At 67.6% G+C, this 14002-nt stretch carries 16 protein-coding genes; 5 read left to right on the top strand and 11 right to left on the bottom strand.

Translation table 11 applies throughout. The features are described 5' to 3' along the window. Window positions 1-167: 167 nt before the first annotated feature. Window positions 168-611: a DUF4190 domain-containing protein gene (locus G6N58_RS01510; RefSeq protein ID WP_115280020.1), complete on the bottom strand. Its 444-nt coding sequence runs from the start codon at window positions 609-611 to the stop codon at window positions 168-170. Window positions 612-819: 208 nt separating this feature from the next. Between G6N58_RS01510 and G6N58_RS01505 the strand changes: the two genes are divergently transcribed. After that, entirely contained in the window at window positions 820-1344 is a 525-nt protein-coding gene (locus tag G6N58_RS01505; RefSeq protein WP_115280021.1) for a YflT domain-containing protein, read from the top strand. Window positions 1345-1443: 99 nt separating this feature from the next. Then, window positions 1444-2013, top strand: coding sequence for a suppressor of fused domain protein (locus tag G6N58_RS01500; RefSeq protein WP_115281893.1), 570 nt, complete (start codon window positions 1444-1446; stop codon window positions 2011-2013). Between the two features lie 258 nt (window positions 2014-2271). Here the strand turns inward: G6N58_RS01500 and corA are convergent, their stop codons facing one another. Beyond that, window positions 2272-3351 carry a magnesium/cobalt transporter CorA gene (gene corA, locus G6N58_RS01495; RefSeq protein WP_115280022.1) on the bottom strand — a complete coding sequence of 360 codons (1080 nt, stop codon included), beginning with the start codon at window positions 3349-3351 and terminating at the stop codon, window positions 2272-2274. Between the two features lie 87 nt (window positions 3352-3438). Here corA and G6N58_RS01490 point away from each other — a divergent pair, with 87 nt between their 5' ends. Next, entirely contained in the window at window positions 3439-4305 is an 867-nt protein-coding gene (locus G6N58_RS01490; RefSeq protein WP_179968205.1) for a glycine betaine ABC transporter substrate-binding protein, read from the top strand. Here G6N58_RS01490 and G6N58_RS01485 read toward each other — a convergent pair. From G6N58_RS01485 to G6N58_RS01460, 6 genes are all read right to left on the bottom strand, one after another. Next, window positions 4302-6059: an aminotransferase class V-fold PLP-dependent enzyme gene (locus G6N58_RS01485; protein ID WP_115280024.1), complete on the bottom strand. Its 1758-nt coding sequence runs from the start codon at window positions 6057-6059 to the stop codon at window positions 4302-4304. The two genes, G6N58_RS01490 and G6N58_RS01485, sit on opposite strands and share 4 nt — an antisense overlap. Then, complete coding sequence (locus G6N58_RS01480) at window positions 6056-6823, bottom strand: amino acid ABC transporter ATP-binding protein (RefSeq protein ID WP_115280025.1); 768 nt, start codon at window positions 6821-6823, stop codon at window positions 6056-6058. The genes G6N58_RS01485 and G6N58_RS01480 overlap by 4 nt, the downstream gene beginning before the upstream one ends. Next, window positions 6816-7721: an amino acid ABC transporter permease gene (locus tag G6N58_RS01475; RefSeq protein WP_115280026.1), complete on the bottom strand. Its 906-nt coding sequence runs from the start codon at window positions 7719-7721 to the stop codon at window positions 6816-6818. Before G6N58_RS01475 ends, G6N58_RS01480 begins: the two co-directional genes overlap by 8 nt. After that, a complete protein-coding gene (locus G6N58_RS01470; protein WP_115280027.1) occupies window positions 7711-8685 on the bottom strand; it encodes an ABC transporter substrate-binding protein in 975 nt (324 codons plus the stop codon). Before G6N58_RS01470 ends, G6N58_RS01475 begins: the two co-directional genes overlap by 11 nt. Window positions 8686-8772: 87 nt before the next feature. After that, entirely contained in the window at window positions 8773-9597 is an 825-nt protein-coding gene (locus tag G6N58_RS01465) for an SDR family NAD(P)-dependent oxidoreductase (protein WP_115280028.1), read from the bottom strand. A 108-nt stretch (window positions 9598-9705) separates the two neighbouring features. Next, a complete protein-coding gene (locus tag G6N58_RS01460; protein WP_147289398.1) occupies window positions 9706-10611 on the bottom strand; it encodes an MBL fold metallo-hydrolase in 906 nt (301 codons plus the stop codon). Between the two features lie 16 nt (window positions 10612-10627). Here G6N58_RS01460 and G6N58_RS01455 point away from each other — a divergent pair, with 16 nt between their 5' ends. Continuing rightward, entirely contained in the window at window positions 10628-11029 is a 402-nt protein-coding gene (locus G6N58_RS01455; protein WP_435406173.1) for a DUF732 domain-containing protein, read from the top strand. Between the two features lie 77 nt (window positions 11030-11106). On the opposite strand, the gene G6N58_RS01450 is transcribed toward G6N58_RS01455, so the two are convergent. Further along, a complete protein-coding gene (locus G6N58_RS01450; RefSeq protein WP_115280030.1) occupies window positions 11107-11316 on the bottom strand; it encodes a hypothetical protein in 210 nt (69 codons plus the stop codon). A 123-nt stretch (window positions 11317-11439) separates the two neighbouring features. On the opposite strand from G6N58_RS01450, the gene G6N58_RS01445 reads away from it, so the two are divergent. Continuing rightward, window positions 11440-12222, top strand: a complete 783-nt coding sequence (locus G6N58_RS01445) for a potassium channel family protein (RefSeq protein ID WP_115280031.1) — start codon at window positions 11440-11442, stop codon at window positions 12220-12222. A 4-nt stretch (window positions 12223-12226) separates the two neighbouring features. Here G6N58_RS01445 and G6N58_RS01440 read toward each other — a convergent pair whose 3' ends face one another. Continuing rightward, window positions 12227-13429 carry a cation:proton antiporter gene (locus G6N58_RS01440; RefSeq protein ID WP_115280032.1) on the bottom strand — a complete coding sequence of 401 codons (1203 nt, stop codon included), beginning with the start codon at window positions 13427-13429 and terminating at the stop codon, window positions 12227-12229. A 5-nt stretch (window positions 13430-13434) separates the two neighbouring features. Continuing rightward, window positions 13435-13917 carry a cation:proton antiporter regulatory subunit gene (locus G6N58_RS01435; RefSeq protein WP_115280033.1) on the bottom strand — a complete coding sequence of 161 codons (483 nt, stop codon included), beginning with the start codon at window positions 13915-13917 and terminating at the stop codon, window positions 13435-13437. Between the last annotated feature and the right edge of the window lie 85 nt (window positions 13918-14002).

Below are 14002 nucleotides of genomic sequence, written 5' to 3'. Positions count from 1 at the left end.
GCGGATATCCCGACGGCGGCGGCGGGGGGTAGGCGGCATCCGGGTAGTGCGCCGGATAGTCGACCGGCGAGTACGGATCCGTCGCCGGGGGCGAGTTCTCCAGCGACGGGTACTCGTTCCCGCCGGAGCGTGGTTCCGGGTTGGTCATGGGGTTCCTGCCTCCGATGTCAGCGAAGCGCGAAGATGGTCCAGATTAGTCCGACGATCAGCATCGCCACACCGACCACGATTCCGGCCACGGCGATTCCGTAACCCTCTTGCCGCGTCTCCTTGATCTGGCTCAGCGCCACCGCGCCGAGCACGATCCCGACGATCGACAGGATGCCGCCGCAGAACGGGACGATGCCCAGCCCAGACGTGACCAGCGACGCGATGGCCATGGTGTTGGTGCTGGTCTGCCGCGGCGGTGCATATCCGTAGCCGTACTGGTCGCCGTCGGGATAACCGGGCCGGTACTGCTGGCCGTAGTCGGTGAACCCGGGCGGCGGGGGATAGCCTCCGGCGCCCGGGTAGCCCGGCGCGGCCTGCTGGTGCGGGGATTGCTCGACGGACGGGTCCGCGCCGGACTGCTCACTCGGCTTGTCGCCGGTGTCTCCGCCGGGCAGGGTCATGCCTCACAACCTAGCGTATGCGCTGGTGACGCGGCAGGATCGAGGGCCGGCGACGACGATGCAGAGCGAGGCACGAGCGATGAGGAGGAGTGGCGCACATGGCATCAGGGCACCAAAGCCCGCGCTTGGTCGTTGACAGTGCAGAAGCGGGTACGCCGACACCGGAAACACTGGCCGAAAACGGGTGCCCAGAGGAGGATGACGAGCTATGACCAGTCCGTTCCAGTCCGGGCAGACGCCGGGCGGCGCTACCGGCGGTGCGCGAGGCCGGCGTGCTCCCGTGGGATTGCCGACGCCGCCGAAGGGGTGGCCCATCGGGTCGTACCCCACCTACGCCGAAGCCCAGAAAGCCGTCGACTATCTGTCCGACAACGAATTCCCCGTCGAGCAGGTCACCATCGTCGGGGTGGACCTGATGCAGGTGGAGCGGGTCACCGGCCGCCTGAGCTGGGCCAAGGTGCTCGGAGGCGGTGTGCTCACCGGCGCCTGGCTGGGTATCTTCATCGGCCTGGTGCTGGGATTTTTCAGTCCCAACCCGTGGTCGTCACTGCTGACCGGCTTGATTGCCGGTGTCTTCTTCGGCTTGATCACCTCGGCGATCCCCTACGCCATGGCCAAGGGCACAAGGGATTTCAGTTCCACCATGCAGTTGGTGGCAGGCCGCTACGACGTCCTGTGCGATCCGCAGAACGCCGAGCGGGCCCGGGACATGCTGGCACGGCTGACGTTGTAGCCCGAGCGGGCCGTGTTGCATCCCGCGGCGGTGGCGCTCTACGGTGCACCCGCGGGGACACGCCCGCCGGTGAGCCGGAAGGCGGTGTGCGGCTCCACGATGACGCAGGTACTCGAGGTTGTCCGCGCGCACCTGCGCGGGTATTTCGCCGGTCAGGACCCTGACTCGGCCAGCGTCACCTTCCTGGGCGTCGAGCGGATCGAGGTGCTGCGGTTCGGCCCTGACGCTGACGGGCTGATCCACTACGTGTCGTTGGGCTGTTCGCGCCACCCGATGGGGGACCCGACGCAGTTGGCCGCCGATCCGCTGCAGGGTCCGCGCGCCGAAGTGGTTGTCAGCATGCGTGATTCGGCTCCCACCCCGGGACTCGCCCGTGCCATCGCCATCTTGGCCGCCACCCCCGCGGTCGACGGGGTGGTGCTGCAACAGGATGCCCTGATCGATCTGGGTGCGACGCTGTGGGAGGGGGCCAGAGTCAGCGCAGTGATTCTCGGGGCCGGTGAAATTCCCGACGTACCACTGGATCCACCGCGTGAGCCGGTGAGGTTCCTCACCGCGACGCCCATCTCGGCCAACGAGGCGGCCTGGGTGCGGCTCAAGGGCATCGACGAACTCCGTCGCACCTGGGAGCAGGACGGTGTTGACGTGCGGGACCCGGCCCGGCTGTAGAGACCCACGCCGGCTCTCCTCCCCGGGTTCAGCCGACCCCTCGCTGCGCTCGGGGTGCCCTCACCCGCCTCGTCGCCCGGCTCTAAATTCCCACGCCGGCTCTCCTCCCCGGGTTCAGCCGACCCCTCGCTGCGCTCGGGGTGCCCTCACCCGCCTCGTCGCCCGGCTCTAAATTCCCACGCCGGCTCTCCTCCCCGGGTTCAGCCGACCCCTCGCTGCGCTCGGGGTGCCCTCACCCGCCTCGTCGCCCGGCTGTAATCAGAGCCAGTGGTTACGCCGGAACGTCCGGTAGAGCAGGCTGCACACGGTGAACATCACCAACAGCACGGTGGGATAGCCCCACGTCCACTGCAGTTCCGGCATGTGCTCGAAGTTCATCCCGTAGATACCGGCGATCGCGGTGGGCACCGCGGCGATGGCCACCCACGCCGAGATCTTGCGCATGTCGGTGTTCTGCTGCATGCCCACTTTGGCCAACTCGGCCTGTACCAGTGAGCTGAGCATCTCGTCGTAGCTGCTGATCTGGTCGGCGGCCTGGTTCTGGTGGTCCACCACGTCGCGGAAATAGCGCAGGATCTCCTTGGAGATCAGATCCTTGTGGTCGCTCAGTCGCTGCAGCGCGACCGACAGCGGTGCGATGGCGCGGCGCATCTCGACCACTTCCCGCTTGAGCATGTAGATCTGCGCGATGTCGGTGTTGCGGGTGGAGAAGGCGTCCTCCTCGATGGTGTCGATGTCGCACTCCATCAGCGCGGTGACGCTGCGGTAGCTGTCCACCACGTGGTCGGCGATGGCGTGCATCACCGAATAGGGGCCCAGCGCCATCTGTTTCTGGTCGGCTTCCATCGCGTGCCGCACCCCGGCCAGCCCGGTGTGGTCCCCGTGGCGCACCGTCACCACGAAGTCGGGGCCGACGAACACCATGATCTCGCCGGTCTCCACGATCTCGCGGGCCTGGGCCACCGAGTCGTGCGGCACGTAGTTGACGGTCTTGAGCACCAGGAACAAGGTGTCGTCGTAGCGCTCCAGCTTTGGCCGCTGGTGGGCGTGCACCGCATCCTCGACGGCCAGTGGGTGCAACCCGAAGACCTCGGCCACCGACTGCATCTGGTGCTCGTCGGGTTCATGCAGGCCGATCCAGACAAACGTCTTGTGCTCGGAGCACTCGATGTCACGCACCTTCTGCAGGGCCGCCAGGTGCGTGTACTTACCGGGAAGACGTTCACCGTCGACGTAGATGCCGCAGTCCACCATGGCGCGGGCCACCGGGATGTGGATCCGCCGGGCATCGACGGGGTCGCTGGTACTGCTCGTCGGCCGCGCTCGAAATGTCGGCATCTGCCCTCCCGTGCTCGGCTGATCAGCCGGAATGCTACGCGCCGTAGCTGAAGGGAGCCGGAGGTGACGTGCAGTAACGTGGCCCGCGTGGCTGAGTCATGGCGATCCGCATTCGGCGTACGTGCCGGGGTGCTCGCCGCGGTGGCCGTGGTGGTGGCCGGCTGCGGCGGTGAGTCCACGCCGCCGGCGCCGTTGACCGTGGGCGCCGACGCCGGCGCTGAATCGGAACTGCTGGCCAATCTGTATGCGGCGGCGCTGCGCTTCTACGGCACCGACGCGCGGGTGGCCGTGGTCCCGGATCCGTTGGCAGGGCTGGACTCCGGCGATGTGATCGTCGCGCCCGGTTTCACCGGCACACTCCTGGACACGTTCGCCCCGGGGACGTCGGCGCGCTCCGACGACGAGGTGTACGAGCAGATGGTCGGCGTCCTGCCCGAAGGCCTGGCAGCCGGGGACTACACCACGGCTGCGGAGGACAAGCCGGCCGCCGCGGTGAGCGAGCAGACCGCCACCGCGTGGGGCGACACCAACCTCGACGCGCTGATACAGCATTGTGGGGACGTGGTCGCAGGCGCGGTTCGCGGTGCCGGGACACCCGCGCGGGTGGGCCGGTGCGCGCTGCCGCCGCCTCGCGAATTCCCCGACGACACCACGCTTTTCGAGGCCCTGGACGCGGGTGAGATCACCGTCGCATGGACCACCACCGCGGATCCGGATGTGCCCGCCGAGGTGGTGGTGCTCGCCGACAGCACCCCGGCACTGATCCAGGCGGAAAATGCCGTGCCGCTGTACCGGCGCAACGCGCTGACCGCGCGTCAGGTGCTTGCGGTCAACGAAGTGGCCGGTGTGCTGGACACCGCGTCGCTCAAGCGGATGCGGGCCGACGTCGCCGGTGGCGCCGACCCCCGTCAGGTGGCCGACGCATGGTTGGCCGACAACCCGATCGGACGCTAGGCGCCCGGCGCAGTCGTGTCAGCCCGGACCTCGTTGAGATAGTTGTAGATCGTGTAGCGGGTGACGTCCAGTTGGCCGGCCACATGGTCGACGGAATCCCGGATGAGGAAGAAGCCCGCCTCGTCGAGTTCGCGCACCACCGCAGCCTTGTGCTGTTTCTTCATCTGGGCGGGCTCGATGCCGACCTTGGTGATGGCGCGGTCGACCAGGAAGCGCTGCAGACTGTCCACATCAGGGGGGAAGCTCTCCGCTCGGTCCGGCGGCACCTCTGAAACCGATTCGCTGAGTTCGCTGTTCACGCACAAGCAGCCGATGGCGACTCCGTCGGCATCGCGGAGGAACACCGTCGATGACCGGATCGGGCGCCCGTCGGGATTGTTGGTTCGGTAGTTGATGAGGTCTTGGGTGGTGCCGCGGCGGATCAGGCCCAGGAGCAGGTCCGTCATCGGTCCGCCCACGGTGCGGTGGGTGAGGTCCCCGGCGATGGCCGCGATGGAATCGGGGAGCCGGGAGAAGTCGTGCAGCAGCACTTCGTTGCCCGGACCCAGCATCGCCGCCAACCCGTGTACCGCGGGGATGAACGACGCCAGCAGCTCGTGGGTGACGGCGCCGGCCGGGCTCGCCGGGGTGGTCACTTCCACCCTGCTGGGCGTCGCCAATGACCCCAGGGCCGCCCGAAGCCGGTCGACAACCTCCAACGAGGTGGTCGCATGCGGGGAGAGGCGCACGTGTTCGGGCCGAATGGTGGCCGCGATCCCGCCGGCGGTCAACGCCGCGCCCACCTGCTCTGCGGTGTGCTCCGGCACGGTGAACGCCAGGATTCCCGCCCGGCGCCGGCGCGCGGAGACGATCTCGGCACCGGACGAGAGCAGGGCGTCTTCCAAGGCGTTGACCCGCATCTCGATCTGGGCGCCGATTTCGCCGACGCCCGCCTCCTCCGCCAACTCCAAGCCGGCGGCGAACGCCCCTGATGTCACGGGGCTCAGGTTCGAGATCGACCACGCGGCCGCGGTGTAGTCCGCGGGGTGGATCTCGTTGTCGAACAGGCCGGGGTCGCGCGCACCGGTCCAGCCGGACAGGATCGGATCCATCTGGTCGGCCATCCGGTCCGACAGCATCGCGAACCCGGTGCCCCACCCTGAGCGCAACCATTTCTGCCCGCCGACCACCAGGATGTCGGCCACCTCCCAGGGCTCCTCGATCACGCCGAAGCCCTGGATGGCGTCCACCACCAGCAGGCGGTCGCCGATGACGTCGCGCAGTGCGGCGAGGTCGGCCCGGTAGCCGGTACGGAAGTCGACCGCGCTGACCGAGACCATGGAGATGTCGTCGGTCAGTGCCTCGGCCACCCGGTCGGCCGTCACGAAGCCGCCCGGCAGCTGACGGACAGTCAGCCGCCCGGCCTGCTCCGCGCGGGCCCACGGGTAGGTGTTGGCGGGGAACTCGGCCTCCGAGACCAGCACGGTGCTGCCGACCGGGGCGTTGAACGCCGCCTGCATCAGGCCCAGGCTGGTGTTCGGCAGCAACACGATGTGGTCGATGTCGCTGCGGCACAGTCGGGCGGCGGCGGCCTTGGCGCGGGTCTCTTCGCGCATCAGTTCGTCGACGGTGGCCGGGCCCGCATGGGTTGCCTTCTCCAACAGCCTGGCCGTGGTGTCCAGGACGGCGTGCGACGGCGGACCGAACCGGGCGAAGTCCAGATAGCCCTCCGGCTCGGAGAACTGCAGCTGGTAGCGCGGAGACAGGGGTTTCACGCGAGCACCCGAGCCAAGAACTGGCGTGTGCGTTCGTGTTCCGGGTTCTTCAGCACGCGCTGCGGGGGGCCGGTCTCCACCACGGCGCCGTCGGCCATGAACACGATCTCATCGGCGGCTTCGGCGGCGAAGCTGATCTCGTGAGTCACCACCACCATGGTCATCCCTTCCTGGGCAAGCGAATTCATCACCGAGAGCACCTCGCCCACCAGCTCGGGATCCAGCGCGGAGGTGGGCTCGTCGAACAGCATCAGCTTCGGCTTCATCGCCAACGATCGGGCGATCGCCACCCGTTGCTGCTGGCCCCCGGACAGTTGCGCCGGATAGGCGTCGCCGCGGTCGGCCAAGCCCACCCGGTCCAGTAGCGCCAGGCCCTCCTTGCGTGCCACCTCGGCAGCGACGCCGAGGACGCGGATCGGCCCCTCCGTGACGTTCTCCAGGGCGGTGCGGTGTCCGAACAGGTTGAACCGCTGGAACACCATGCCGATGTCTCGGCGCTGCTTGGCGACTTCACGTTCGCGCAGTTCATGGAGTTTCCCGCCGCGCAGTGCGAATCCGATGGGCTTGCCGTCCACCCACACCTGGCCGGCGTCGATGGTCTCGAGATGGTTCAGGCACCGCAGGAATGTACTCTTTCCGGCGCCCGACGGGCCGAGCAGGCACACCACCTGGCCGCGGTGGACCTCCAGATCGATTCCGCGGAGTACTTCGTTGTGGCCGTAGCTCTTTCGGATGCCGACGGCCCGCAGCAGTGGGTCAGACACGGGCGCTCCTGGTCAGCGGGATGGCGCGCAACGCTCGGGCGGCCTGCGCGGCGGCGCTGCGTTCGGTACCCCCGAATCTGCGCTCCAGATAGTGCTGTCCGAATCCGGCGACCGTCACCACCGCCATGTACCAGACGGCGGCGGCGAACAGGGTCTCCATCACCAGCAGGTTGTTGGACGAGATGTTGTTGGCCGCGTGGAGCAGTTCGGTCACCCCGATCACCGAGGCGATGGACGTGCCCTTGAGCATGTCCACAAAATCGTTGCCGGTGGGCGGGATGATCACCCGCATCGCCTGGGGCAGCACCACCCGGCGCAGCGTCAGGCCCGGACTCATGCCGATGGACTTCGCCGCCTCGGTCTGCCCGCTGTCCACGCTGTTGAGCCCGGCGCGCACGATCTCGGCCATGTAGGCGCTTTCGTTGAGGGCCAGCCCCAGCAAGGCGGCGGTGAAGGCACTCACCAGGACGTTGGTGGGCTCATTGAGCAGGTAACCGCCGAACGGCAACGGGATCGAGATCGTCGGGATCACCAGAGCCAGGTTGTACCAGATCAGGATCTGGAGCAGCACCGGCAGACCGCGGAACAGCCAGATGTAGGCGGAGGCGAACCACACTGCCACCGGGTTGGCGCTGCGCCGCATCAGCGCGATCACGATGCCGATGACGATGGCCAGCGTCTGGGCCACCACCGCGAGGATCACCGTGTTGACCAGACCGACGATCATCACGCGGTAGATCACGAAGTCCGGCACCGACGCCCACTGGATCTGCGCCTCGGCGAGCGTGACGATCAGGCCGACGAGCAGGCCGAGGATGATGACCGCGCTGACCCATCGTCCCCAGTGCCGCAGGCGAACGATGGGCAGGGGCCCATCGGGCAGTGGCTCAGCCGCCATTGATCGCCGGCTCCGTCAGAGCGCCCTCTTCCACGCCCCAGCTCTCCAGGATCTGCGTGTACGTACCGTCGGCCATCAGCTCGGCGAGCGCCTTTTCCACCGAATCACGCAGGGCAGGATCGGTTTTGGCGAAGCCGATTCCGTACGGTCCGCCTTCGATGGGCGGCCCGGGTACCACCTCGAAAGCGTTTCCGTCCGCGGCGGTCCTGGAGATGTACACCGCGCTGGGCAGGTCGTTGAGGATGGCGGCGACGCGCCCGGTGCGCAGCTGATTCTGGTTCTGCGTATCGCTGTCGGTGGCGGTGACGTTCACCGGCGGCTGACCCTCCTGCGCGCATTTCTCGCTCTGCGCCGCAGCGAACTTCTGGTGGCTGGTCCCTTGGACCACGGCAACAGCTTTGCCGCACAGGGCATCTGGACCGGTGATGTCCTGCGGGTTGTCCTTCTGCACCATGATCGTGATCCCGGACGAGAAGTAGTCGACGAAGTCGATCTGCTGTTGACGTTCTTTGGTGTCGTTCATACCGGCCATCGTCATGTCGATGCGCCCGGATTGCAGGCTGGTGATCAGCGAACCGAAGGCCATGTCCTGGTAGGCCATCTCGACACCCAGTTTGGCGCCGATGGCCTTGGCGAGATCCACCTCGTAGCCGATCGGGGTGGTTCCGTCCGTGGCGTAGAAGTTGTTGGGAGCGGACTGGATGTTGGAGCCGATGTTCACGGTCTTGGACTGCACCACTTCAGGCGGAAGTCCGGCCGAGAGTGCCTCATCCGCCTCGATCTCCGCGATCAGGCCGGCGTTATCGGGTATCGCCGACTGGCTTTCCGACGCACCGCCCGCCGTCCCGGATTGTTCCGGCGTGGCGTCGCCGCCTCCGCCGACACCGTTGCCGCAGGCAGTGGCAGCGGTGGCGAGCAGGGCAGCGCACAGCACGCTGAGCTGACGACGTGACGTTGATCGCATCAGACCTCCAAAGGTGTGGTGCGATCAGACGCTACAACAATTTGTTGAAGTCGTCTCTACAAAACGTTGAAAACTGTGAAGTGGGTGTCAGGTCGGCAGGACCCTCGACACCACGCCCTGGAACAGCCGCTGATACCCGGATCCGGTAAGCCGCACGACGACGTCGAGCACCTTGGCGTCGGGACCGACGAGCACCCGTGCCTTCTTCTTGCGTACCGCCTCCAGGATGATCTTGGCCGCGCGCTCGGGTGTGGTGTTGGCCAGCTTCTTGTCGAAAACCTGCGCGATCTCCTTGGCGTCCAGGCCCTCGGCCGCAGTGGCGTTGCGCGCGATCGCGGTCTTGATGCCGCCGGGGTGCACGCAGGTCACCGCAACGGGGTGATTCTTGGCCAGCATCTCCTGGCGCAGTGACTCGGTGAACCCGCGGACCGCGAATTTGGCTGCGTTGTAAGCAGACTGGCCCGGCATCGCGAAGATGCCGAACAAGCTGGACACGTTGACAACATGACCGTCGCCGGACTCGATCAGGTGGGGAAGGAAGGCCTTGGTGCCGTTGACCACGCCCCAGAAGTCGACGTCCATCACCCGTTCGATGTCCTTGAACTGGCTGATCTCGACATCGCCGGTGAAGGCGATACCGGCGTTGTTGTAGATCTGGTTGACCTTGCCGAAGTGGGCCTTCACCGCGTCGGCGTAGAGCAGGAACGCCTCACGCTCGGTGACATCGAGGCGGTCAGCCTTGACCGGTGCCCCGATGGCTTTGAGCTTTTCCTCGGTGACGGCCAGACCGTCGGTGTCGACATCACTGATCGCCACCTTGGCCCCCCGACGCCCGAGTTCGATGGCCAGTGCCTGGCCGATCCCCGACCCGGCGCCCGTGACGACGACGACTTTTCCGGCGAAGCCCTCCATGCCCAACACTCCTTCGCATCGCTATTCGACTTGTGTTGAGTTTAGTCGGTACCGCCGGTACCGCTACCGGCGGGTAACGGCGGGTACCGCGCCTTCGGCTGGCGGAGGTCAGCGCGGTGGGCCGAACAGGACGTCAGTGGCCAGGGGCTGCCAGCGCGCCGCACCCGGTTCGCGCATCACCTGTCCAAACGGCTGATCGCCGAAGTGAATCGCGAAGCCGAACGTGCCCGGTCGACAGAGTTCGTCGAGCAGCTGGGCCCGGGCCGTGGGCACCGTCGCAGGCATGGTGTCCGGCGCCGAACCCCACTCAGGATTGGCCAGCTGGGCGGGAACGTGGAAGGCGTCGCCGAACGCGACCAGCCGGTTGCCGGCCGAGGACGTGATGACGTACGAGGTGTGTCCGGCGCTGTGCCCCGGGGTGACGAGCGCCCGCACTCCTGGCGCCACCTCGTCCCCGTCGGCGATGAACACGACGTTGTGGTGGCGGCCCAGCGGCTCCAGCACGGATTCGCGATCGGAAGCGCCCATGGGGCGTTCGCCGCGCTGCAACGGCGCCCACTCCGCCTCGGCCACCACGTACTGCGCTCGGGGGAAGGTCGGTTGCCGAGGCCCGGGCCCGTCCTGGACGAAGATCCATCCCGCATGGTCGACGTGCAGGTGGGTCAGAGCGCAGACCTCGATGGCGTCACGGTCGACGCCCAGACGCGCCAGGGTGTTGAGGAACTCACCGCAATCGGTACGGCCCAGGGCGCTCTCGCCGACGGACTGCCCCATACCCGCGTCGATGAGCACGGTCGCCAGAGGGGATTGGACCAACAGACCGCCGGTGGACATCGCCACCAAGCCGTCGGGACCGACTTCGTCAGGGTGGTCGTCCCAGTAGCTCTGCGGGATCGCGGGCAGGAACCCATCCGCGGCCAGCCACATCGCCCCGTCGACGACGTAGGTGAAGGTCACGTCGTCCATCTGCCAACGACGGACCGCAGACTGGGCCGCAAGGCTGCCGGATGTCACACGTCACCCTACGTCGATGAGTAACGGAGCCCCCTCGGTCGGCGATTTTCTGAGCATGAAGTTCACCCCGATCGCCGTGGCAGCGATGGCTGCCGGCGTCATGCTGGCCTCGGCCGCTCCTGCCCAGGCTGACCCCGGCAGCGATGCCTTCCTGGCTGCCATCACGAATGCCGGCATCACCGGGATCGACCCCGGCACCGCCGTGTCCGTCGGCCAGCAGGTCTGCCCGATGCTCGCCGAACCCGGTCAGCGGATGGCTGATGTGGCCGCCGACGTCTCCAACTCCATCGGCCGCCCCCTCGGCCCGGCCACCATGTTCACCGGCGTGGCCATCTCGCTGTTCTGCCCGGGCGCTGTCGCCGCCCTGGGAGACCGGATCAACAACCCGCAGATCCTGCCCGGCCTTCTGGGCATCTAGGCCCGAAACTGTTTCCAGGGCGGGGATTTCCGATGAATCCCCGCCCTGGGTGCATTCTCGAGGTCAGAACGTCGTCATCACGGCGGTGGCTCGGCACGCCCAAGTCGGGCGGGCCGCGTCACCCGGCGCCGCAGGGCAGGCGCCGCGATCCGGCCGCTGAGCGCCGTGGCCACCGGGCCGCGAAATGCGAGCACGAAGACGTAGGGCATGGCGATCGCCTCGATCACCGGGATCGCCTCACCGACCAGCGCGCCGGTCTGGTATCTGACTACATCTGACGGGACCATGTGGCGGTGCAGCCGTCACGGTGCCGTCGGGCCCGTAGTGGGTAACCCTGCGTCTAGCGTGTGGCGTCACATCGTCACGGCAGGCGACCGGGCACCAGTAAACCGGAAGGTGAGTATCGATCGATGGGCTCCGCGCAACGGCTCGATCGGTGGGAATCCCGCAGCGAATGGGTGCTCGCGGCGGTCGCCGTCATCTTCCTGGTGGTCTATTCGGTGCAGGTGCTCGCTGAGCCGCCGCGCGCTGTCAACAACACCTTGGACGCGGTGATGACAGTGCTGTACGTGACATTCGTCGTGGACTACCTCGTCCGACTGGCGCTGGCCCCGCAACGGGTCCGGTGGTTCTTCCGGCATCTGCTGGATCTTGCGATCGTCGTCCTTCCGTTCCTGCGCCCGCTGCGCCTGCTGCGGCTCGTGGTTCTGGTCAAGGTGCTGCACCGGGCCGGCGGCGACGCCATTCGCGGTCGCGTGGTGATGTACACCGCGGCCAGTGCGGCGCTCCTGGTCTATGTGGCATCGCTGGCAATGCTCGAGACCGAGCGCAACGCTGCCGAGGCCACGATCACGAACTTCGGCGAGGCGCTCTGGTGGTCGATCGTGACGGTGACAACTGTCGGTTACGGCGACGAGTACCCGGTGACCACGATCGGTCGAGGAATTGCCGTGCTGCTGATGATCGGTGGCATCAGCCTGATCGGCGTCATCACCGCAACCGTGGCCTCATGGATCGTCGAGCGCGTGTCCGAGGAGGATTCGGCGAATCGTGCGGCGACCGCCGCGCAGATCGACGAACTGCGCGACGAGGTTCGCCACCTTTCCCGGCAACTGAGCAGGCATCCTGGTGAGTGGGATCACGAGCATCCGTCCTACGACGAAGTTGGACGCGCAGCGAGGACGCGCCGTTGACTCGTCATCCCGACGGCGGCTCGGTACGCCGAACTCGGGCGGGCCGCGTCACCCGGCGCCGCAGTGCAGGCGCCGCGGCGATCCGGCCGCTGAGCACCGTGGCCACCGGGCCGAGAAAGGCGAGCACGAAGACGTAGGGCATGGCGATCGCCTCGATCACCGGGATCGCTTCACCCACCAACGCGATGATGACCAGCGAGAACTCGCCGCGCACGATCAACGCCGCGCCCGCCCGCAGCTGTCCCGGGCGTGCCACGCCGTCCCGCTTGGCGGCGTACATCCCTGAGACCACCTTGGTGGCCGCGGTGACCAGCGCCAGCAGCACCGCCAGCGGCAGCATGGGGATCATCACCGCGGGATCGACCATGAACCCGATCGACACGAAGAAGATCGCGGCGAACAGATCTCGCAAGGGACTCAGCAGCTCGCGCACCCGGACCGCGGTCTCCCCGCTCAGCGTCAGGCCCACCAGGAAGGCGCCCACCGCGGCGGACACATGCACGAATTCGGCCAGCCCGGCGACCAGCAGCGCCAGTCCGAGCACCCGCAGCAGCAGCAGCTCCGAGTCCGGATGGGACACCAACCGCTCGACGACGTGACCCCATTTGTAGGACGCCAGAAAGGTCACCGCCAAGGCGAGGATCGCGATGGCGATCCCGACGACGGCGTTGAGCCATGTCCCTCCGGCGGCCAGCACCGCCAGCAGCGGCAGGTACACCGCCATCGCGAAATCCTCGAGGACAAGCACTGACAGCACCGCGGGGGTTTCGCGGTTGCCCAACCGGCGCAGGTCGGTGAGCAGCCGCGACACCACCCCGGACGACGAGACGTAGGTGACCCCCGCCATCGCCAGGATGCCGACGAAGTCCAGGCCGAGCAGACAGCCGACGAGGGCACCGGGGGTCGCGTTGAGTGCCAGGTCCACCCACGCCGAGGGCAGATGCTTGCGCATGCTGGCGGCGAACTCGGTGACCGAGAACTCCAGCCCGAGGGTGAGCAGCAGCAGGACCACCCCGACCAGCGCGCCGGTCTCGATGAACTCGGCGGCCGACGGTTCCATCGGTATCCCACCCTCGCCGAGAGCGAGCCCGGCGAGTAGGTACAGCGGAATCGGGGACAGCGACACCTTGCGGGCCAGCGCACCCAGGACGGTCAGGACGACCAGGAGCAGCCCGATCTGGATCAGCAGTGCGACCGGTCCGTGCACCGGGCTCAGCCCTTGTCGACGATGTGCTGAACCTGGGTGATGCCGTCCTCGGTGCCGATGACGACGAGGATGTCGCCGGCGCGCAGCACGTCGGCCGGGCCCGGCGACGGCGCCACGTCCTCGTCGCGCACGATCGCGACGACGGAGGCGCCGGTGCGGGTGCGGATCCGGGCGTCACCGAGCGGCCGGTCGGCGTAGGGGCTGGCGGGCTCGATGGCAACCTGCCCCGCCTCCAGGCCGGGGACCTCGTGGGTCAGGTCGGCGAACCGCTCGGCGATGCGGGGTGCGCCCAGGATCTGGGCCAGCGCATCGGCCTCGTCGGCGTTGAGGTGGAACAGCGGCTGCGCGACGTCAGGATCCTCGGCCGCGTAGAGCACCACCTCGAAGTCGCCGCCTCGCTTGGCGATGACTCCGATGCGGTCACCGTCGGTGTTGTCGAACTCGTAACGCAGCCCAACACCGGGCAGAAGAACCTCGTTGACGTCCATCGCCCCATCTTGACCGACGCACGCCGACCTGGTGCCTCGACCGACGAACCTCGACAATGCACACAGTGCGGGGATTCCGAAGAAA

The sequence above is a fragment of the Mycolicibacterium tokaiense genome (assembly GCF_010725885.1).
GTDB classification, from domain to species: Bacteria; Actinomycetota; Actinomycetes; order Mycobacteriales; family Mycobacteriaceae; genus Mycobacterium; species Mycobacterium tokaiense.
The sequence above is the reverse complement of the archived record's forward strand: the minus strand, read 5'-3'. Positions and strand labels throughout refer to the sequence as shown.